Annotated in this window: 19 protein-coding genes; 10 read left to right on the top strand and 9 right to left on the bottom strand. The window is 72.5% G+C overall.

The genetic code is table 11. The features are described 5' to 3' along the window. Positions 1 to 27 precede the first annotated feature (27 nt). The gene (locus AC2CHG_RS03060; protein ID WP_262013201.1) at positions 28 to 783 is read right to left on the bottom strand and encodes a maleylpyruvate isomerase family mycothiol-dependent enzyme; all 756 of its coding nucleotides are present in this window, start codon (positions 781 to 783) and stop codon (positions 28 to 30) included. 70 nt (positions 784 to 853) lie between these two features. Between AC2CHG_RS03060 and AC2CHG_RS03065 the strand changes: the two genes are divergently transcribed. Next, positions 854 to 1,945 (top strand): UDP-N-acetylmuramate dehydrogenase, encoded by a 1,092-nt coding sequence (locus AC2CHG_RS03065; protein WP_262013200.1) that lies wholly within the window; start codon positions 854 to 856, stop codon positions 1,943 to 1,945. A 307-nt stretch (positions 1,946 to 2,252) separates the two neighbouring features. On the opposite strand, the gene AC2CHG_RS03070 is transcribed toward AC2CHG_RS03065, so the two are convergent. Both AC2CHG_RS03070 and AC2CHG_RS03075 read right to left on the bottom strand, forming a co-directional pair. Next, the gene (locus tag AC2CHG_RS03070) at positions 2,253 to 3,035 is read right to left on the bottom strand and encodes a class I SAM-dependent methyltransferase (RefSeq protein WP_402814626.1); all 783 of its coding nucleotides are present in this window, start codon (positions 3,033 to 3,035) and stop codon (positions 2,253 to 2,255) included. A 115-nt stretch (positions 3,036 to 3,150) separates the two neighbouring features. Beyond that, complete coding sequence (locus AC2CHG_RS03075; protein WP_484524107.1) at positions 3,151 to 3,915, bottom strand: SDR family NAD(P)-dependent oxidoreductase; 765 nt, start codon at positions 3,913 to 3,915, stop codon at positions 3,151 to 3,153. A 171-nt stretch (positions 3,916 to 4,086) separates the two neighbouring features. On the opposite strand from AC2CHG_RS03075, the gene mshA reads away from it, so the two are divergent. The 3 genes from mshA to AC2CHG_RS03090 all read left to right on the top strand — a co-directional run bounded on the left by mshA (position 4,087) and on the right by AC2CHG_RS03090 (position 7,118). Then, the gene (mshA, locus tag AC2CHG_RS03080) at positions 4,087 to 5,448 is read left to right on the top strand and encodes a D-inositol-3-phosphate glycosyltransferase (protein ID WP_262013197.1); all 1,362 of its coding nucleotides are present in this window, start codon (positions 4,087 to 4,089) and stop codon (positions 5,446 to 5,448) included. Between the two features lie 51 nt (positions 5,449 to 5,499). Further along, entirely contained in the window at positions 5,500 to 6,033 is a 534-nt protein-coding gene (locus AC2CHG_RS03085; RefSeq protein WP_484524108.1) for a type III secretion system chaperone family protein, read from the top strand. A 188-nt stretch (positions 6,034 to 6,221) separates the two neighbouring features. After that, positions 6,222 to 7,118 carry a hypothetical protein gene (locus AC2CHG_RS03090; protein WP_484524109.1) on the top strand — a complete coding sequence of 299 codons (897 nt, stop codon included), beginning with the start codon at positions 6,222 to 6,224 and terminating at the stop codon, positions 7,116 to 7,118. 374 nt (positions 7,119 to 7,492) lie between these two features. On the opposite strand, the gene AC2CHG_RS03095 is transcribed toward AC2CHG_RS03090, so the two are convergent. Both AC2CHG_RS03095 and AC2CHG_RS03100 read right to left on the bottom strand, forming a co-directional pair. Next, positions 7,493 to 8,743 (bottom strand): MFS transporter, encoded by a 1,251-nt coding sequence (locus AC2CHG_RS03095; protein WP_484524110.1) that lies wholly within the window; start codon positions 8,741 to 8,743, stop codon positions 7,493 to 7,495. An 80-nt stretch (positions 8,744 to 8,823) separates the two neighbouring features. After that, complete coding sequence (locus tag AC2CHG_RS03100; RefSeq protein WP_366620301.1) at positions 8,824 to 10,149, bottom strand: MDR family MFS transporter; 1,326 nt, start codon at positions 10,147 to 10,149, stop codon at positions 8,824 to 8,826. Positions 10,150 to 10,301: 152 nt separating this feature from the next. Between AC2CHG_RS03100 and AC2CHG_RS03105 the strand changes: the two genes are divergently transcribed. Further along, positions 10,302 to 11,069: a phosphoglyceromutase gene (locus AC2CHG_RS03105; protein ID WP_262013192.1), complete on the top strand. Its 768-nt coding sequence runs from the start codon at positions 10,302 to 10,304 to the stop codon at positions 11,067 to 11,069. Between the two features lie 46 nt (positions 11,070 to 11,115). On the opposite strand, the gene phoU is transcribed toward AC2CHG_RS03105, so the two are convergent. Beyond that, positions 11,116 to 11,760, bottom strand: a complete 645-nt coding sequence (gene phoU, locus AC2CHG_RS03110) for a phosphate signaling complex protein PhoU (protein ID WP_366620303.1) — start codon at positions 11,758 to 11,760, stop codon at positions 11,116 to 11,118. Positions 11,761 to 11,961: 201 nt separating this feature from the next. Between phoU and AC2CHG_RS03115 the strand changes: the two genes are divergently transcribed. The 3 genes from AC2CHG_RS03115 to AC2CHG_RS03125 all read left to right on the top strand — a co-directional run bounded on the left by AC2CHG_RS03115 (position 11,962) and on the right by AC2CHG_RS03125 (position 15,409). Next, on the top strand, positions 11,962 to 13,254 hold the full coding sequence (locus AC2CHG_RS03115; protein WP_262013190.1) for a sensor histidine kinase: 1,293 nt from the start codon (positions 11,962 to 11,964) through the stop codon (positions 13,252 to 13,254). A gap of 21 nt (positions 13,255 to 13,275) precedes the next feature. Beyond that, positions 13,276 to 13,959: a response regulator transcription factor gene (locus tag AC2CHG_RS03120; protein ID WP_030272198.1), complete on the top strand. Its 684-nt coding sequence runs from the start codon at positions 13,276 to 13,278 to the stop codon at positions 13,957 to 13,959. A gap of 874 nt (positions 13,960 to 14,833) precedes the next feature. Beyond that, on the top strand, positions 14,834 to 15,409 hold the full coding sequence (locus tag AC2CHG_RS03125; protein ID WP_484524111.1) for a hypothetical protein: 576 nt from the start codon (positions 14,834 to 14,836) through the stop codon (positions 15,407 to 15,409). A gap of 48 nt (positions 15,410 to 15,457) precedes the next feature. Here the strand turns inward: AC2CHG_RS03125 and AC2CHG_RS03130 are convergent, their stop codons facing one another. Next, entirely contained in the window at positions 15,458 to 16,264 is an 807-nt protein-coding gene (locus tag AC2CHG_RS03130) for a DUF3109 family protein (RefSeq protein WP_262013188.1), read from the bottom strand. A 74-nt stretch (positions 16,265 to 16,338) separates the two neighbouring features. On the opposite strand from AC2CHG_RS03130, the gene AC2CHG_RS03135 reads away from it, so the two are divergent. Next, the gene (locus AC2CHG_RS03135) at positions 16,339 to 17,283 is read left to right on the top strand and encodes a Ppx/GppA phosphatase family protein (RefSeq protein WP_135242189.1); all 945 of its coding nucleotides are present in this window, start codon (positions 16,339 to 16,341) and stop codon (positions 17,281 to 17,283) included. Between the two features lie 75 nt (positions 17,284 to 17,358). Further along, positions 17,359 to 18,165 (top strand): sugar phosphate isomerase/epimerase family protein, encoded by an 807-nt coding sequence (locus AC2CHG_RS03140; protein ID WP_262013187.1) that lies wholly within the window; start codon positions 17,359 to 17,361, stop codon positions 18,163 to 18,165. A gap of 55 nt (positions 18,166 to 18,220) precedes the next feature. Here the strand turns inward: AC2CHG_RS03140 and AC2CHG_RS03145 are convergent, their stop codons facing one another. Both AC2CHG_RS03145 and AC2CHG_RS03150 read right to left on the bottom strand, forming a co-directional pair. Continuing rightward, the gene (locus AC2CHG_RS03145) at positions 18,221 to 18,787 is read right to left on the bottom strand and encodes a CGNR zinc finger domain-containing protein (RefSeq protein ID WP_135242188.1); all 567 of its coding nucleotides are present in this window, start codon (positions 18,785 to 18,787) and stop codon (positions 18,221 to 18,223) included. A gap of 19 nt (positions 18,788 to 18,806) precedes the next feature. Continuing rightward, entirely contained in the window at positions 18,807 to 19,973 is a 1,167-nt protein-coding gene (locus AC2CHG_RS03150; protein ID WP_262013186.1) for a glutathionylspermidine synthase family protein, read from the bottom strand. Positions 19,974 to 20,065 lie beyond the last annotated feature (92 nt).

Here is a 20,065-nt window from a genome sequence, read left to right on the forward strand (position 1 = left end):
CCGCCCCTCTCCGTCCGGTGCCCGTCGTCAGCCGACCCGCAGGCCCCCGAGCAGGGCCGGGTCGCCCGCCACGTCCAGCGCGTCGAAGCTGATCCGCCCCATCAGCGCCAGCAGCAGATCGCTCGCCGTACCGGACACCTGCGCCCGCGCGCGGTGGTCGTCGTGGTCGAGGATCGTCGCGGTGTCCAGCAGCGCGACCCCCTCACCCCGCAACCGCAGGTACCACTCCTGCGCCGCGTCTGTCGCGTTCAGCTGCACCACGCCGCGCCACTGCCCGGGCTGCACCCGCCGGCCCGCCGGCAGCCAGGTGTCCAGCACCTCGCTCACCCCGTCGGCCGCGAGCTTCGCCTCGATCGGATCACCCGCACCGATCGCGAGCTGGGCGTCCCAGCGGTGCACGGCCGTCTCGTGCGCCATCCGGCGCGGCCAGAAGGCTGCCTTCTTCGGCTGGGGCGCGAAGTTCCAGGCCGGCGCCTCCGGATCCGTCGCCTCCAGCAGCGCGGTGAGCCGCTCGTACTCCTGCGCGTACCACTGCGCCGCGGTCAGACCCGCCGGCGGCTCCGGGTCGTGCCGCTCCGGGCGCGTGGCGCCGCCCGTGGACAGCACGGTGCCCGCCCAGACGTACACGCGGGTCAGGTGATGAGCGAGATCGGTGACAGTCCAGCCGGGACAGGACAGCACGGGTGTCTCGGGCGGCGCCTCGGCCACCGCCGCGGCGAAGGCGGGGCCCTCCGTACGCAGCGCGCCGATCCAGAAGTCCTTCGTGTGGTGCAGTCTGCTCATCGCCATCCTCCCGGGGGTGACCGGGCCACCAGTGGGTGCTCCGGCTACCCCTCAGCCTAGGGTGAAAGGCGTGTCAGACGTCTACGCCGAACCGGCTACTGCCGGTGACCCGACCGATCCGGCCACCCTGGCGCGCTACACCACGCTCCGGCTCGGCGGACCCGCCGGGCGGCTGGAGACCGCCGAGAACGCCGCCCAGATCGTACTAAAGGTGCAGGAAGCGGAAGCCCGAGAGCAGGCCGTGCTGGTGCTGGCGGGCGGCAGCAACGTCGTGATCGGCGACCAGGGCTTCCCCGGAACCGTCGTGCTCGTCCGCTCCCGGGGGTTCCAGGCCGTCGCCGAGGACGGCGACACCGTCACGGTACGTGTCGAAGCCGGCGAGCCGTGGGACGACCTCGTCGCCGCCACCGTCGAGCGCGGCTGGTCCGGGCTGGAGTGCCTCTCCGGCATCCCGGGCTCGGCCGGCGCGACCCCGATCCAGAACGTCGGCGCGTACGGCCAGGAGGTCGCCGAGACGATCGTCGCCGTCGAGGCGTACGACCGTACCCGCCGCGAGGTGGTGCGGATCGCCGCGGCGGACTGCGGGTTCGTCTACCGGGGCAGCATCTTCAAGTACAGCGACCGCTGGGTGGTGCTCACCGTCGACTTCCGGCTCACCCGCTCCCCGCTGTCCGGCCCGGTCCGCTACGCCGAACTGGCCCGGGCGCTCGGCGTCGAGGTGGGCGACCGGGTGCCGCTCGCCGACGCCCGCGCCACGGTGCGCAAGCTGCGCGCCGGCAAGGGCATGGTGCTCGACCCCACCGACCCGGACACCTGGTCGGTGGGCTCGTTCTTCACCAACCCGGTGCTGCCGGGCGAGGTGTTCGAGCAGATGCGGGAGCGCGCCGCCGACGTGGGGGAGCCGCCGCACTGGCCGGGTGCCGACGGCGCGGTGAAGGTCAGCGCGGCGTGGCTGATCGACAAGGCCGGGTTCGGCAAGGGATACGCGGGCCCGGAGGGCGTCGCCATCTCCAGCAAGCACACGCTGGCGCTCACGAACCGCTCCGGCACCGCCAGTACGGCCGCGCTGGTGGCGCTGGCGCGCGAGATCCGCGACGGCGTCCAGTCCCGCTTCGGCGTAACCCTCCACCCCGAGCCGGTCCTCATCAACTGCACCATCTGACCCATCCCCCGGCCCCGGCCCTGCCCTCACCCCCGCGATCTTGCACTTCCGGCCCTCGGTTTGGGCGGTCTAGCCCGCTTTGCCGGGGCAGAAAGTGCAAGATCAACCTGTCGGGAGAGGGCTCGCCGAGATCAGGGCTCCACGGAAGGGTGGTTTTCGTCGATCTTGGAGTTGTGGCACCTCGCGAAATGCGCTTATCGGGCATTCGAGGCGCCATAACTCCAAGATCGGCGGCTAAACGGCTGGCGGCTAGCGGCCAGCGGGCGCGGCGGGTGATGAGCGCGGGGGCGGGGCGAGGGCGGCGCGGTCAGCGGGGGGCCACGGCGGGCCAGGGGAGCGTCAGGTAGCCGTGGCGCCAGGTGCGGGGGGTGTCCTGGATCGGCCAGCCTGACTCCTTCACCGCCTCGACCGTACGCAGCCAGCGCTGCCGAGGACCGAACGGGGCGTAGCCGGCGGCGGAGCGCCAAGCCTGTTCCAGCGCCTCGATCAGGTCGTGGACGCGTTCACCCGGCACGTTGCGGTGGATCAGCACCTTCGGCAGCCGCTCGGCGAGCGTGGCCGGGCTCTCCAGCGTGGTCAGCTTCGCCGACAGGGTGAGGGTGCGCGGTCCGGTGGCGTCGAGCAGTACCCAGGAGCCGAGCCGCCCCAGTTCGTCGCAGGTGCCCTCGACCAGCAGCCCGCCCGGCGCGAGCCGCCCGGTGACGGTACGCCAGGCGTCGGCCACCTCGCTCTCGTCGTACTGGCGGAGCACGTTGAAGGCCCGGACCAGCGCGGGACGCAGTCCGGCCAGTTCGAAGCCGCCCCTGGCGAACGTCAGCCCGGGCGGGTCGGCGGCCGGCAGGGCGGCGGCGACGCGTACCGGATCGATCTCCAGGCCGACCACCCGCACGTCCGGGCGGACCCCGGCCGCGAGACGGGCCCGCAGTTCGACCGGGGTGACCGGGGTGGCGCCGTAGCCCAGGTCCACCACCAGCGGGTCGGCGGCGGCGCGTAGCGCGTCGCCGCAGGCCTCGACGATCCAGTTGTCCACCCGCCGGAGCCGGTTGGGGTTCGTCGTGCCCCGGGTGGCCACGCCGAGCGGACGTTCCATCAGTGCCTCCGGGTCAGCGACTGCGGGGCTCGCAAGACCGGCTCACTCCTCGCGCTTCACGCATCTTTAGGGTTCGCGACTGCGGGGCTCGCAAGACCGGCTCACTCCTCGCGCTTCACGACGTCCGGTGCACCTTGTGCTGCGCGGCCTGGGCCAGCGGGCGCACCACGAGCTGGTCGATGTTGACGTGCTGCGGGCGGGTCGCGCACCAGGCGACGCAGTCTGCGACGTCGTCGGCCACCAACGGTTCGGCGACTCCGGCGTAGACCGCCTCGGCCCGGTCGGTGTCACCGCCGAAGCGGACCAGGCCGAACTCCTCGGTCTTCACCATGCCGGGGTCGATCTCGATCACCCGGACCGGCCGGCCGCACAGTTCGAGCCGGAGCGTGCCCGCGATCGCGGTCTGCGCGTGCTTGGCGGCCGTGTAGCCGCCGCCGCCCTCGTAGACCACGTGCCCGGCGGTGGAGCTGACGATCACGACGGTGCCGGCGCCGGAGCGCTCCAGCGCCGGGAGCAGCGCCTTGGTGACGCGCAGCGTGCCGAGCACGTTCACGTCGTACATCCACTGCCAGTCGCCCACGTCGGCGGTCTCGACCGGGTCCAGGCCGCGGGCGCCGCCCGCGTTGTTCACCAGCAGCGTGACCGGCCCGGGGGCGGCCTCGGCGGCGGCGGCCAGGCCGGCCACCGACTCGTCCGAGGCCACGTCGCAGGCCACCGCTGTAGCCGCGCCGCCGGCCGCCTCGATCTGGGCGACCAGCGCGGCCAGCCGGTCGGTACGCCGGGCGGCGGCCAGCACGTGGAATCCCTCGGCGGCGAGCCGGCGGGCGGTGGCCGCGCCGATCCCGCTGGACGCCCCGGTGACGATGGCGACTGAAGTCATCCGGACATTGTCTCCCGTCGCCGGGCCGCGCGGCGGGATGAGGTCCGTCACGCCCGGGACCCGGCGGAAAGCATTTCCGTACCCCGATGGGGAAGATGACATCCGGCACACGGGTTGACCGAGAAGCGCCGGTCGTGCGGGACGGCATCAACCGTGACAGAGGGAGCGGACGTGGCGGATTTGCACACCGGTGTCGGTCGTCAGCGAGGTGCCCTTCCGTGGCCGCGGCCCCGCCGTATCGCCACCCTGTCGGTGCACACGTCGCCGCTGCACCAGCCCGGCACCGGTGACGCGGGCGGCATGAACGTCTACATCCTGGAGGTGGCCCGGCGGCTGGCCGAGGCCGACGTCGAGGTGGAGATCTTCACCAGGGCCACCGCCGGTGACCTGCCCCCGGTGGTCGAGGTGGCGCCCGGGGTGTCCGTCCGGCACGTGACCGCCGGGCCACTGGAGGGGCTGACCAAGGAGGAACTGCCGGGTCAGCTCTGCGCCTTCACCGCCGGGGTGCTGCGGGCCGAGGCGGCCCGCCCGCCGGGCCACTACGACCTGATCCACTCGCACTACTGGCTCTCCGGCCAGGTCGGCTGGCTGGCCAAGGAGCGCTGGGGCGTACCGCTGGTGCACACCGCGCACACCCTGGCGAAGGTCAAGAACGCGCGCCTGGCCGCCGGGGACCGTCCCGAGCCGAAGGCCCGGGTGATCGGTGAGGAGCAGGTGGTCACCGAGGCGGACCGGCTGGTCGCCAACACCCGGGTCGAGGCCCGCGACCTGCTCGACCGGTACGCGGCCGAGCCGGACCGGGTGGCGATCGTGGAACCCGGCGTCGACCTGGACCGGTTCCGTCCCGCCGCGGGCGATCGGGACGCCGCGACCCGGGCCGCGCGCCGCCGGCTCGGCCTGCCGACAGACGGGTACGTGGTCGCGTTCGTCGGCCGGATCCAGCCGCTGAAGGCGCCGGACGTGCTGGTGCGTGCCGCCGCCGCGCTGCGTGAACGGGATCCGGCGCTGGCCGACGAGCTGACCGTGGTGATCTGCGGCGGGCCCAGCGGCAGCGGCCTGGACCGGCCCACCGCCCTGATCGAGCTGGCGCACGCGCTCGGCATCGCCGACCGGGTGCGTTTCCTCCCGCCGCAGACCGGCGCGGACCTGCCCGCCCTCTACCGCGCCGCCGACCTGGTCGCGGTGCCGTCGCACAACGAGTCGTTCGGGCTGGTCGCGCTGGAGGCCCAGGCGTGCGGCACGCCGGTGCTGGCCGCCGCCGTGGGCGGCCTGGTGACGGCGGTACGCGACGGCGTCAGCGGCATGCTCATCGACGGGCACGACCCGGTCGACTGGGCCCGCGCGCTGGCCCGCCTGCTGCCCGATCCGGTACGCCGTGCCGCGCTGGGCCGCGGCGCCGAGCGGCACGCCCGGGACTTCTCCTGGCACCGCACCGCCGCCGGCCTGCTCGCGGTCTACGGGGAGGCGATCACCGAGCACCGGGCCCGGCTGGCGCGGCGGCTCGGCGAGCCGGCCGCGCTGTGCTCCTGGTGATCTCCACCGGCCACCGGGCGGCCCCGGTACGCCGGTCGTAGAGTGGGTGCGATGAGCCGCAGGAGTGAGGTCGCCGCGCTGATCGAGTCCGTCTGCGCGGAGCGCGAGCTGGAGTGGGAGTCCACCGGCGAGGCGTCGTACGCGGTGACGCTGCCCGGCACGCACAAGCTCAAGACGATCTGCAACCTGATCGTGGGTGAGCACGCGCTGCGGGTCGAGGCGTTCGTGATGCGCCAGCCGGAAGAGCGCCGCGAGGAGCTGTGGGCGTGGCTGCTCCAGCGCAACGCCCGCATGTACGGCGTCTCGTTCTCCATCGACGCGGTCGGCGACGTCTACCTGACCGGGCGGGTGAACCTGGCCGGGGTGGACGCCGACGAGCTGGACCGGCTGCTCGGTTCCGTGCTGACGTACGCGGACGAGTCGTTCGACAGCATGCTGGAGATCGGGTTCGGCACCGCCATCCGCCGGGAGTGGGAGTGGCGGGTCAAGCGCGGCGAGTCGACAGCGAACCTGGCCGCGTTCGCGCACCTCTTCGAGCCTTCCGCCGCTGCCGGATCGTCCGCCGGAGGTTCGGAGCCCTCCTGACGGGTATGCCGCCCCGCGCGGTGCGGAGCACTGGGACCCACCGCGGGCCGAGGACGGACTGTCGAGGAGCGTGTCCCATGGCTCAGCGCAACAGCTCAGGTCGCGGCACGACTGCGACCCGGACCAAGCGGCAAACCGGCAATCAGACGCCGAACACCCCGAGGGTGTCGGAGTCGGCGATCTCCCGGATGAAGGTGGACGACCTCCGCAGCCAGCTCAAGCGGCGCGGGGTCTCCGGGATCTCCGCGCTGCGGAAGCCGGAACTGGTGAAGACCCTGGCGCGGGCGATGCGCGGGGAGGGCGGCGCCGCCCGGCGGAGCACCGGCCCGGCCGGTCGGCCGTCGGCGACCCGCAAGAGCACCGCCGCGAAGAAGACCACTGCGGCGAAGCGGACCACGTCGGCCCGCCGGAGCGCCACGTCGCCGGCGAAGGCCGCGCCGGCCGCACGCGCCACCGGCGCCAGGGCCAAGGCGACGGGTACGCGCAAGGCGACGCCCGCCCGCGCCAAGGCGACCTCGTCGCGGGCGAAGGCGATACCGGCTCGGGCGAAGGCGGCACCGTCGAGGGCGAAGGCGACCTCGTCGCGGGCGACGACATCCCGTGCGAAGGCCGCGCCCGCTCGGGCGAAGGCGGCACCGTCGAGGGCGAAGGCTGCTCCTTCGCGCGCCAAGGCGGCGCCGGCTCGGAAGGCGTCGTCCGCCCGGGCCCAGGCGGCACCGACCCGTGGTCCGGCGTCCAGCCGGTCGATCGGATCGTCGCAGCTCATCACGTCGCTCGCGGACCGGCCGGAGCGTCCGGGCCGGAGCCTGGTCACCCGTAACCACGAGGTGATCCAGCGCTGGGCGCGGGCGCGGGGTGCGAAGCCCGCCACCATCGCCGGCACCGAGCGCGAGGGCCGGGCCGGGGTGCTGACGTTCAACATCCCCGGGTACCGGGAGAGCAGCCGAATCCGCGAGATCACCTGGGACGACTGGTTCCGCACGTTCGACCTGCGGCGGCTGAACCTGATCTACCAGGAGCAGATGCGGGACGGCCGGCAGAGCAACTTCTTCCGGACCGAGAACCCGAATCGCGAGGACGGCTGAGGTTTACGGGAATGGCCGACGGGAACGCCGTGTTTGCCACTCCAGGGACGACGACACGGACAGCCGGGTTTCCGACACGGGTGCTGTGACGGGCAAGACAGCGTTCTGGGTTGAATCCGGAATCCGGGCGAACTAACTTTATTGCACCGCGTCACGCTTGTTTACGTTCGGGGGAGCGGTGGATCGATCAGATCCGCGCAGGCGAGACGCGAAGATCGGGTGGAGCACGCCGTTGGGGGACGGTGCCACCCGTGGAACCGGCGGCGCGAGCGGGCGACGCTTACGGGGGTGAGTGTCGCCCGCCGCCGCCGGGCGTACGGTACGAGCGCCCATCTCGACGGGGGTCGGGGTGGGCGCTCTGCCGTTGCCTCCCCTCAGCGGGCGGACCTGATCGGTTCCGCGGCCGCCGCCCGCAGCGCGGCCACCCGCCGTTCCCGGCGCGGCCCGGCGAGCAGGTGCCCGGCGGCGGCCAGCAGGCCGAGCGCGCCCACCACCAGCCAGTGCCGCTCGCCCAGGTGTTCCAGGCTGAGCCCGCCGAGCGCCGGTGCCACGAACGACGCGGCCGGGAACGTCAGGTAGAACACCGACTGGTAGCGGGCGCGCAGCTCGGGCGGTGCGAGGTCCGCGTTGATCTGTGCGTTCGGCGGCGCGGCGAGCATCTGCCCGACCGTCCAGACCACCGCTGCGCCGAGGTAGAGCGGCAGCCCGTCGGCCACCGTCAGCGCGCCGAACCCGACCGCCATCAGGCCGGTGGAGACGGCCAGCACGCTCGACTTCCGGTACGGCTCGATGAGCCGGGGCACGAACAGCTGCCCGACCACGATGAGCGCCCCGCCGAGCGCCACCACCAGCCCGTACGCCGACGGGCGCAGGCCGTCCTCGCGCATCGCCAGCGGCATGATCGTGGAGGTCTGCATGGTCAGCACGGCCAGCAGGAACGTCAGCCCGACGAACACCAGGAACGTGCGGTCGGTGAGCGCGGTGTGCAGCCCGGGACGGCGCCCCACCACCGCCCGTGGCGTGAACGCGGGCCGCCGGGTGAGCGTCTCCGGCACCTTCAGCGCGATCACCACCGCAGCCGCCAGCGTGGCTCCGGCGTCGACCAGGAACAGCGCCGTGAAGCTCGCCTCGGCGAGGATGCCGGCCAGCAGCGAGGCCACCGCCATGCCCAGGTTGAACGCCCAGAACTGCAGGTTGAACGCGCGGGAGCGGCGCGCCTCGGGCACCACGTCCACGATGGCGGCCACGAACGCCGGGCTGGGCATCGAGTGCGCCACCCCGACCAGCGTGGCGAGTACGGCGATCGCTGCCAGGTGTGTGCTGAACGCCAGCGCCGCCATCAGGACGGCGGCGGCCAGGTGGGCGGCGAGCAGCGTGGCCCGGCGTCCCCACCTGTCGGCCAGGACGCCGCCGAGCAGCGTGCCGGCCGCACCACCGATCCCGTACGCGCCGACCACAAGCCCGGCCAGCGACGGCGGGGCACCCCGCGCGGCGGTCAGGTAGAGCGACAGGAACAGCAGCGCGAACGCGCCGGCCCGGTTGATCAGCAGGCCGGACCAGAGGTACCAGAACGTGGCCGGTAGTCCGCCGGCCGTGTCGTCCCACCAGCGCCGCAGGCCGTGCACCAGTCCTCCAGGAAGGTTTCCTTACCGATTCCTTCCCGTACCGTATCCACCCGCCTCGGGGCGGCTGCGTCGGGGCGTACTCAGGAACCGGCCCGGACCGGCGCGGCGGGTGCGGTCGCCGCGGCCTCGCCCGCCTCGGGCGCCGGGGCGGTGGTGACGGTGACCGGCGTGACCGGAGTGCCCACGGCGCGCAGCGCGACGGCGCGGCGCTCCCGGGCCGGGCCGGAGATCAGGTGGGCGACCGCCGCCACGACGCCGATGCCCGCGCAGCCCAGCCAGAGCGCGCTGTTGCCGGCGTGCTCGCGGACCAGGCCGCCGAGGATCGGCGCGGCGGCGCCGGCGAGCTGCCAGGACAGCGAGAAGACGCCCTGGTAGCGGCCGCGCAGCGCGGCCGGGGACAGCTCCGCGATCAGGGTGGCGTTGGACGGCGAGTTGAGCATCTCGCCGACGGTCCAGATCAGCACGGTCAGGCCGTAGAGCCAGACCGTGTCGGCGAGCGCGGTGAGCCCGAACCCGGCGCCCATCACCAGCGACGCGAGCGCCAGCACGTGCGAGCGGCTGCGGCCCTTGATCAGCCGGGGTACGAACAACTGGCCGACCACGATGAGCACGCCGTTGAGCGCGATCACCGAGCCGTACGTGGCCGGGCTGAGCCCGGAGTCGCCCATCGCGATCGGCAGCATCGAGATGTGCTGGAGGAACACCAGCGCGGCGAGCAGGTTGAGCGCGACGAAGCCGAGGAACACCCGGTCGGCGAGGATGGTGCGCAGCGCACCGGCCGGTGCCGGCATCCCCGTGACCGGGAGCGCGGTGACCGGGCCGCGGGTCTCGCCGACCTTGGCGAAGATGATCAGTGCGGTCACCAGTGTGGTGGTCGCGTTCACCAGGAACAACAGCAGGTAGCTGCCCTGGGCGGCGAAGCCGGCGAGCACGGCGGCGCAGGCGAAGCCGAGGTTGATCGCCCAGTAGTTCAGCGAGAAGGCGCGCAGCCGGTCCTTTTCCGGCACCACGTCGACCATCATGGCGCCGAAGGCGGGGCGGGCCGCCTCGGCGAACGCGCCGAGCAGCAGCGCGCCCACCGCGACCGCCCAGAGCGGGCGGGCGAAGCCGAGCGCGATCATCATGCCGGCCGCGCCGACGTGCGCGACGAGCAGCGTGGGCCGCCGTCCCCAGCGGTCGGTCAGCGTGCCGCCGATGGTGGTGCCGACCGCGCCGCCGGCGCCCCAGAGGCCGATCACCAGCCCGGCCTGGGCGGCGGAGAAGCCGCGTTCCTGGGTCAGGTAGATGGCCAGGAAGATCAGGACGAACGAGCCGAGCCGGTTGATCAGCGTGCCGGCCCAGAGGTACCAGAACGTCCGTGGCAAGCCACCGGCTGTGTCCTGGAACCAGCCCCGTACCGTCCGCATCCCGACGCCCCCCCGAATGGTAATGACCGACCTCTTTAATGCGCCTTACAACCTAGTGCCGGGCCGGAGCCGTGGTCATCAGGTTTTCCACGTGGTGGTCGTCACCACAGGTCGCCGCGTGTCCGCCCGCGCCGTACGGCAGGATGATCGGCATGACTGCGAGCGAGGGGCCCACCGTCGGGACGCTGGTCCTGCTGCGGCACGGCGAGAGCGACTGGAACGCCAAGAACCTCTTCACCGGCTGGGTCGACGTCGACCTGACCACCAAGGGGGAGACCGAGGCGCGGCGCGGCGGCGAGCTGCTGCGCGAGCACGGCCTGCTGCCGGACGTGGTGCACACGAGCCTGATGCGCCGAGCCATCCGCACCGCCGAGCTGGCGTTGAACGCCGCCGACCGGCACTGGATCGCGGTGCGCCGGTCGTGGCGGCTCAACGAGCGCCACTACGGCGCCCTGCAGGGCAAGGACAAGAAGCAGACCCTCGACGAGTACGGCGAGGAGCAGTTCATGCTCTGGCGCCGCTCGTACGACACGCCGCCGCCGCCGATCGACGACGCGGACGAGTGGTCGCAGGTCGGCGACCCCCGGTACGCGCTGCTGCCGACCGAGCTGATGCCGCGCACCGAGTGCCTCAAGGACGTCGTCGAGCGGATGCTGCCCTACTGGTACGACTCGATCGTGCCGGACATCCTGGCCGGCCGGACGGTGCTGGTGGCCGCGCACGGCAACTCGCTGCGTGCCCTGGTCAAGCACCTCGACCAGATCTCCGACGAGGCGATCGCCAAGCTGAACATCCCCACCGGCATCCCGCTGCGCTACGACCTGGACGCCGACCTGCGTCCGCAGGTCCTCGGCGGGACGTACCTGGACCCGGAGGCGGCCAAGGACGCCGCCGCCGCGGTCGCCAACCAGGGTCGCTGACACGGCGTGGGCGGGGCCTCCCCCGAGGCGGCCCCGCCCACGGTTCTCAGCCGGACGTCGACCCGGTGATCAGGTAGACCACGTGCTCGCCCGCGTTCACCGCATGGTCGGCGAAACGCTCGTAGAAGCGGCCCAGCAGCGTCGCGTCGATCGCCGTCTCCACCCCGTACGGCCAGTCGTCGCCGAGCAGCACGCCGAACAGGCTCTTGTGCAGGTCGTCCATCGCGTCGTCGTCGCTGTCCAGTTCGGCGGCCACGTCGGCGTCCGGCTCGGCCAGCACCGAGCCGATCTTCTCGGCCATCCGGTCTGCGATCCCGGCCATGTCGGTGAAGACCGGCCGCAGCTCCGCCGGCACCGCCGGCGACGGGTGCCGGCGCAGCGCCGTCTTCGCCACGTGGTCGGCCAGGTCGCCCATCCGCTCCAGATCGGCTGCCACGTGCAACGCGGTGATCATCGCCCGCAGGTCGGAGGCGACCGGCGCCTGCCGGGCCAGCAGGTCACAGACCCGCTCCTCCACGTGCCGGTACAGGTCGTCGATCTCGGCGTCCCGCGCGATCACCGTCTCGGCGGCCGTCCGGTCGGCGGTGAGCAGCGCCTTGGTGGCCTGCCGCATGGCCGCGCGTACCGCCTCGGCCATGTCCACCAGCAACTGGCTGACAATCTGCAGGTCGGCCCGGAACTCGTCGCGCATCGTCACTTCCTGGGGTCGGTGGCCGCCACCCCCGAGGGGTACGGCAGGAGCAGGTGCGCGCCCCACGCTAGGCCGAACGGTCGCCACCAGGGTGAACGCGGATGAACGACGCTGGGCCCGCAGGTGAACTTTGCCGAAAGCGAGAGTGGTTCGTCCCTTTGTGCCCGATACCCGGGTTAACAATGACCCTACGATCGCCGGGTGGAATGGGCGGTGGCCGTCGTGGTGGCCGGAGCGCTGGTGACCGGGCTGGTCGCCGGGGCGCTGCTGTCCGGACCCGTTGACGAATGGCGGCGCCGCCGGGCGTCGCGGGGCGGCGGGACACTCCGCCGTGACGCAGGGAGGGCGACGATTCCGGACGAAGCGCAGGGGGGCCTATCCGGGCTCGGCCGCAAGACGATCGACTCGCTGCGCGCGGGCGTGGTGGTGCTCGGCCCGGACGACGTGCCGGTGCTGGTGAACCCGGCCGCCCGGGCGATGGGTCTGCTCCGTACCGGGGCGACGCCGGGGTCGATCGCGGCGCACCCGTTGATCCGTACCCTCGCCGGGCAGGTCCGCCGCACGGGCGTGCGGCGCGAGATAGAGCTGGACCTGCCGCGGGGTCGCGACGGCGGCGGCGACAACCCGCTCGGCGTGCACCTGCGGGCGATGGGACTGGGCTCCGGCTACATCTCGATCGAGGCGGTCGACGTCACCGAGTCGCACCGTCTCGCGCGGGTACGCCGGGACTTCGTCGCGAACGTCAGCCACGAGCTGAAGACGCCGATCGGCGCGCTGCAGCTGCTCGCCGAGGCGCTCGTCGACGCCACCGAACCGGCCGCCGACGGCGCGCCCGACCTGTCCGAGGACCTGGTCGCCGCGCGGCGGTTCGCCGAACGGATCCAGCACGAGTCGACCCGGCTCGGCCGCCTCGTGCAGGAACTGCTGGAACTGACCCGCCTCCAGGGCGCCGAACCGCAGCCCGCGCCCGAGCCGGTCTCGGTGGACTGGGTGCTCGCCGAGGTCGTCGACCGCACCCGCACCGCTGCTACCGCGCGCCGGGTGGAGATCGCCGTCGGCGGGCAGCGGGGCCTGACCGTGTACGGCAGCGACAGCCAACTCGCCACCGCTGTGGCGAACCTGGTGGAGAACGCGATCAACTACTCCGGCGAGGACACCACGGTACGGGTGACTGTCACCGGCACCGACGAACACGTCGAGATCGCCGTGGCAGACCAGGGCATCGGTATCGCCCCGAACGAGGTCGACCGGATCTTCGAGCGCTTCTACCGGGCCGACCAGGCTCGCTCCCGGTCCACCGGCGGCACCGGCCTGGGCCTGGCCATCGTCAAACACATCGCCAGCAACCATGGCGGCCGGGTGGACGTGTCGAGCACCCTTGGTGGGGGGTCGACGTTCACTCTCCGGCTGCCCGCACGCCCCCCGGACGACCTGGAGACGACACTCGCCTCCGCTGGGATCGAGGCCGGCCCGGCCGAGCTCCGGCAGGTCTGACCACAGGAAAGGAAACACCCGTTGAGCCGCGTACTGGTGGTCGAGGACGAGGAGTCGTTCTCCGACGCCCTGTCCTACATGCTCCGCAAGGAGGGGTTCGAGGTCTCCGTCGCCGCGACGGGCCCCGCCGCCCTCACCGAGTTCGACCGGACCGGCGCCGACATCGTGCTGCTCGACCTGATGCTGCCGGAGATGTCCGGCACCGAGGTCTGCCGGCAGCTCCGCCAGCGCTCGCACGTGCCGATCATCATGGTCACCGCGCGGGACAGCGAGATCGACAAGGTGGTCGGGCTGGAGATCGGCGCCGACGACTACGTGACCAAGCCGTACTCGCCGCGTGAACTGGTCGCCCGCATCCGGGCGGTGCTGCGCCGGCAGAGCGCCGAGTCGAACGAGACGGGCGCGCCGACGCTCGCCGCCGGCCCGGTCCGGATGGACATCGAACGGCACGTGGTGACGGTCGGCGGCGCCGGGGTGCAGCTTCCGCTCAAGGAGTTCGAGCTGCTGGAGCTGCTGCTGCGCAACGCCGGGCGGGTGCTCACCCGGGGTCAGCTGATCGACCGGGTCTGGGGCGCCGACTACGTGGGCGACACCAAGACGCTCGACGTGCACGTGAAGCGGCTGCGCTCCAAGATCGAGCCGGAGCCCTCCGCCCCGCGCTACATCGTCACGGTCCGAGGCCTGGGCTACAAGTTCGAGCCCTGATTCCGCCGCCGCGCGTCGAGCCCCTTTTCGCCGATCTTGGAGTTGTGGCACCCAGGATGCCCGAGTTGGCGCCGTTCGCGAGGTGCCACAACTCCAAGATCGCCGACCCTCGGGGCCTTTCGGGGGAGTTCTCGGGCCCGACCCCGCCGAGACCCCTGAGTACGCGCGATCTTGCACTTTGGTGCCCCGTAAACCGCGCGAATGGGGCGCACGGAGGGCGCAAACTGCAAGATCGCGGGGCTCGTCGGCGGCCGCTTCGCTCCCCGTCCAACGCGCCCTGCCCCGGTCGCGTCGATCATGAACTTGGCGGCGTTTGGTGTCCGTTTTGTCGGCGCTAACCTCATGATCAACGCTGTGGGGGTGCCTGGGGAGGGCTTGTTCGGGGGTGATCAAGGAGTTTGTGGTCTCGTGGGTGCCGGAGGGTGCCGGAAACTCCTTGATCATGGGGCGCAGGGCGAGGTGCTCGGCTGGGCTCGGTGAGGGTTTGGCGTGTGTGGGGTGGGTGTCCGGGTCGGGGGTGGTGGGCGGCACTCTGGTGGCGGAATCGTGGGCGGGTGCCGGGCGTTGTAACCGGGTGAACGACCGAGCAAGGGTGCGCCGCCGTGTGCGGCACATCCGCGAGCCGGGAGTCATCCTGGCCGGCTGGTCGTTGAACATGGTTCCGACGACGTGAACCTCCGCGCCGCGCCCCCCGTGGTGGCGTGAGGGGCCCGGGAATGATGCCGGGTCCGAGGTCGTTGGACATGCTTCCGGCGCCGCGCAGAGGCCGCACCCCCCGCCCCGCGAGCTGCCGGATCCCCTCGAAGACTTTTTGAGCGCCTGACGGTGCCACGCATCCCCCCGGGTGCGTCGACCCCCGAATGGAGCACTTGTGATGAACACGATTCTGCGTAAGAGCGTTCTGGGTATTGCTGGTCTGGCTTTCACCGGTGGCGTGTTCGCCGGTCCGGTGGCCGCCCACGCCGCAGACACCACTGCGCACGCGAAGCCGGTTGCGGTGACGGTGCAGGGTGACAAGCTGATCCCGCACGGTGTGCAGGGTGAGCAGTCGCGGATCGCGTTGAACGACGAGCAGACCAAGAACGTGAAGGCGATCATCGCGGCGACGAAGAAGGCCGGCATGGACGAGCGTGCCGCGGTCGTCTCCATCGCCACCGCGTTGCAGGAGTCGAAGCTGGAGAACCTCGGCCACCTGGGTGACCGTAACGACCACGACTCGCAGGGCCTGTTCCAGCAGCGCCCCTCCAGTGGTTGGGGCACGGTGGAGCAGATCACCGATCCTGAGTACTCCACGACGGCGTTCCTGAAGGGTCTGAAGCAGGTCGACGGTTGGCAGGACATGCCGCTGACCAAGGCCGCCCAGACCGTCCAGGTGTCGGCCTACCCCGACCACTACGCCCAGTGGGAGCAGCAGGCCGCCGACCTGGTAGCCGAGCACTGGAACAAGTAACAGACACGAGCTGAAGGCCGGCACCCCGAACCAACGGGGTGCCGGCCTTCACTCGCTTGCGGGGTGCGGGGCGATCGGACCCTGGCGCTGCCGGGCGGCGCAGAGTTCGGCCAGCTTCGCGTACGCGGGCGCGCCGATCAGCGCGGTCAGCTCCGGCCCGTACGAGACGTACATCGGCTCGGCGCCGACGTGCGCGTCGGTGGAGGAGGTGCACCACCAGTCGAGGTCGTGCCCGCCCGCGCCCCAGCCGCGCCTGTCGAACTCGGCCAGCGTGGAGATCAGCACCTTGGTGTTGTCGGGCCGCTTGTGCCACTCCTGGTCGCGGCGTACCGGCAACTGCCAGCAGACGTCCGGCTTGTACTCCAGCGGGTGTACCCCGTCGCGCAGCGCCTGGGCGTGCAGCGCGCAGCCGCCCCCACCGGCGAAGTCGGCGTCGTTGAGGAACACGCACGGGGCGTCCACGTCGCGGGTGGCGGTACGCCGGGCCGGCGTCTTGCCGTCGACGGTGTCGTTCTCGGTCCAGTTCTTGAACCCGCGCCGGAAGTGCTGCCACGTCTCCGGCGTCAGCCGCTTCACCGCCGCCCGGACGCGCTTCTCGTCGTCGGAGTCGGTGAAGAACGCGCCGTGCGAGCAGCACCCGTCGGCGGCCCGCCCGGCGATGATGCCGTGGCAGCCCTTGCCGAAGATGCACGTCCAGCGGGACAGCAGCCAGGTCAGGTCAGCGCGGACGACGTGCTTCGCGTCGGCCGGGTCGACGAACTCGATCCACTCCCGTGGGAAGTCCAGCCCGACCTCGCGGCTGCGCGGGTCCTCGGGGTCGTCCACCAGCACGTGAAGCTCGATCTGCCCTGTCACTCGGACCAGCGTACGCGCGGTGACCCCGCCCGGCCGCCGAGCCGACGAAACGTGTTGGCCCTAGGGTCTTCCCCATGCGACTGGGTGTCCTCGACGTCGGTTCCAACACTGTGCACCTGCTGGTGGTCGACGCCCACCACGGCGCGCATCCCTGGCCGGCGCACTCGGAGAAGGTGGTGCTGCGGCTGGCCGAGCAGATCGGGCCGGACGGCGCGCTCACCGACGGCGGCGCGGACGGCCTGGTGAAGGCGGTCGGAATGGCCCGGGCGGCGGCTGACGGGCTGGGCGCCGAGGATCTGCTGGCGTTCGCGACGAGCGCGGTCCGCGACGCCACGAACGCCGCCGACGTGCTGGCGCGCGTCCGCGACGAGACTGGCGTACGCCTGGAGGTGCTCTCCGGCGCGGACGAGGCGCGGATGACATTCCTGGCGGTGCGGCGGTGGTTCGGCTGGTCCGCCGGGCGGCTGCTGGCGATGGACATCGGCGGCGGCTCGCTGGAGCTGGCCGCCGGCATCGACGAGCACCCGGATGTGGCGATCTCGCTGCCGCTCGGCGCGGGGCGGCTCAGCCGGGAGCGGCTCGCCGTGGATCCGGCCGGCACGGCGCCGCCGTCGGCCGAGGCCGTGGAGGAACTGCGGGCGTACGTGGACGCGCAGCTCGACCCGGTGGTGGAGCAGTTGACAGCGGTGGGCTGGGAGCGTCCGGTCGCCACCTCGAAGACGTTCCGCACGCTGGCCCGGCTGGCCGGCGCCGCGCCTTCGGGTGCGGGTCTGTGGGCGCGCCGCAGCCTGACCCGTACCGGGCTGCGGCAGGTGCTGGGGTTCGTGCGGCACATCCCGCCGGCCCAGCTGCCCGAGCTGGAGGGCGTCAGCGCGCAGCGGGCGCACCAGCTCCTCGCCGGCGCGGTGGTGGCGGAGGCGGTGATGCGCCGCCTCGACGTGGACTGCGTGGACATCTGCCCGTGGGCGCTGCGGGAGGGCGTCATCCTGCGCCGGCTGGATCAGCTCGCGCCGATGTGACCGTACGAGCGCTCTGGGTTGCTTTGCGGTTGCTCGTCCCGATGCTCGCTGGCGGTTGGAGCTACCCTCGAAGGCGTGACTTACCGCGTTCCGGTGCTCCTGTCCACGTCCTCGGTCTTCCCCGAACGGACCGCGGCGGCGTTCCAGCTCGCCGCCGAGCTCGGCTACGACGGCATCGAGGTGATGGTCTGGACCGACCCGGTCAGCCAGGACGCGGGCGCGCTGCGCGGCCTCGCCGAGCACTACGGCGTCCCGGTGCTGTCGGTTCACGCCCCGTGCCTGCTCGTCACCCAGCGGGTGTGGAGCCCCGACCCGTGGGAGCGGCTGCGTAAGGCCGCCGAGCTGGCCGAGACGCTGGAGGCGCCCACTGTCGTGGTGCATCCGCCGTTCACCTGGCAGCGTGACTACGCGCGCACCTTCGCCGACGGGCTCGACACGATCGCCGGGCAGTTCGGCGGGGTGCACTTCGGGGTGGAGAACATGTACCCGGTGCGGATGGCGGGGCGGCAGTTCGTCCCGTACGCGCCGGGCTGGGATCCCACCGAGATCGGGTACGCCTCGTACACGCTGGATCTGTCGCACTGCGCGGCCTCGCACACGGACGCGTTGGCGATGGCCGACCGGATGGGTTCCGGGCTGGCGCACGTGCACCTGGGCGACGGCACCGGCGAGGGGCGCGACGAGCACCTGGTGCCCGGTCGCGGCGGGCAGCCCTGCGCGGAGATGCTGCGTTCGCTGGCCGGGCGGGGGTTCACCGGCTCGGTGGCGGTGGAGGTGACCACCCGGGGCGCGAAGAGCCGCGCGGTCCGGGAGGCGGACCTGCGGGAGTCGCTGGAGTTCGCCCGGGCCAACCTGACCGCGCCGTCACCCGTCGACGTCTGACGGGCACGCGCCGCCCCGGCCGCCGCTCGCACAGGGGCGGCCGGAGCGCCGGGGGTCAGCTCACCGGGGACAGCGGCTGCGCCGGGACGGCCTGCTCGCCGACGGCGGCGCGCTTGCGGGCCCGATGTGCCGCCACGTGGGAGCGGGTGGCGCAGCGCTCGGAGCAGAACCGCCGGCAGCAGTTGGACGAGGTGTCCAGGTAGACGTTGCCGCAGCGGTCGTCGGCGCAGACCCCGAAGCGGGCGCTGCCGTACTCGCACAGCCACACCGACAGGCCCCAGACCGCGCCGGCCAGGTATTCGGAGGAGACCGACGCACCCCGGCTGGTCACGTGCATGTGCCAGTCGGAGGAGTCGTGCCCGGAGATGCGTGGCTGCACCGGGAACGCCTCCAGCAGCGCGTTCAGCTCGGCGACCGCGTCGGCGTCCCGGCCCGAGGTGCCGTACTCGAAGACGTCCCGGAGGCGCTTCTGGGCCCGCCGGAAGATCGCCAGGTCCCGTTCCGCGACCTCGTCGCGCATCCAGCCCTGCTCGTCCGAGAAGACGGCCCGCAGGCCGTCCAGGTCGTCCAGCCGGGCGTTGACGAGCTCGACCCCGGTCCGGGCGTACGCGTCGAAGTTCACGACACCAACGGTAGACGACTCAGAGCACACGCGGTGCGTCGATGTAGTGGGGCAGGAACCGCGCGTAACCGTCAGTGATGAGGCTCTCGCTCTCGCGGACCCCGGCACCTGCCGACTCGCCGTCCACGATCCAGCTGCCGAGCACCGTCCGGTTGCCTTCGAACTCGGGCAACGCGCGGAACTCCTGGAAGCAGAAGCCCTCGTCGCCGTAGATCCCCGGGTTGGTGATCTCCGTGTCGCCGGTCACGATGCGTACCGAGCCGCCCTCTCGGCCGAGCAGCGGCTTGGCCACGTACTCGGTCATGCCGCGCGGCGAGTCCAGGTACGCGGGCAGCAGGTAGTCGTGCCCCGGGTACATCTCCCAGAGCACGGCGAGCAGCGCCTTGTTCGACAGCAGCAGCTTCCACGCCGGCTCGATCCAGGTGGTGGGCGTGCCCGGGTCGAGCGCTGGCCGCCCGTACGGCTCGGCCAGCATCCACTCCCAGGGGTAGAGCTTGAAGCAGGTGGTGATCGGCCGGTCGTCGGCGTCGACGAAGCGCCGCCCGTCCCAGCCGACCTGCTGGATCGGCATGAGCGTCACGTCCAGCCCGGCCTGGCGGGCCGTCTCGGCCAGGTAGCCGGCGGTGATCTGGTCCTCGCCCGACTCCTCCTCGGAGGACCAGAGCACGTGCGCCCGCGGCTCGTGCAGCCCGGCGCCGATCTTGGCCCAGGCGCCCACCAGGCGTTCGTGCAGGCTGTTCCACTGGTCCGCGTCCGGGCGGGTGTGCTCCAGCCAGTACCACTGCACGATGCTCGCCTCGACCAGGGCGGTCGGGGTGTCGGCGTTGTACTCCAGCATCTTCGGCGGCCCGCTGCCGTCGTACCAGAGGTCGAACCGGCCGTAGAGCGTCGGCGGGGACTCCCGCAGCGAGCGGGCGACCGCCTCGGCGGCCCACTCGGGGATGCCGAACTCGGCGTACCGGCGGCGGGCCACCACGTGCTCGGCGGCGGCCACCGACATCCGGTGCAGTTCCTCCGTGGCCTCCTCCAGCCGGAGCACCTCGTCGAGCGTGAACGAGTACGCGGCCGTCTCGTCCCAGTACGACATGATCTCGCCGTCGGGCAGCTCGGTGTCGACGTACACCAGGCCCTGGGCCCGGATGGTCTCGTCCCAGCCGGGGCGCGGAGTGCTCACCTCGCGGCGCACGTCAGCCGCCGCAGGAGGCGAGGTGGGTGCCGAACCCGCCGCGCTCGGGCAGCGCGGCGGTCGGGGCCGGTTCGCCGCGCGCGGCGGTGGCC

The organism is Micromonospora sp. ATLC20 (genome assembly GCF_057196585.1).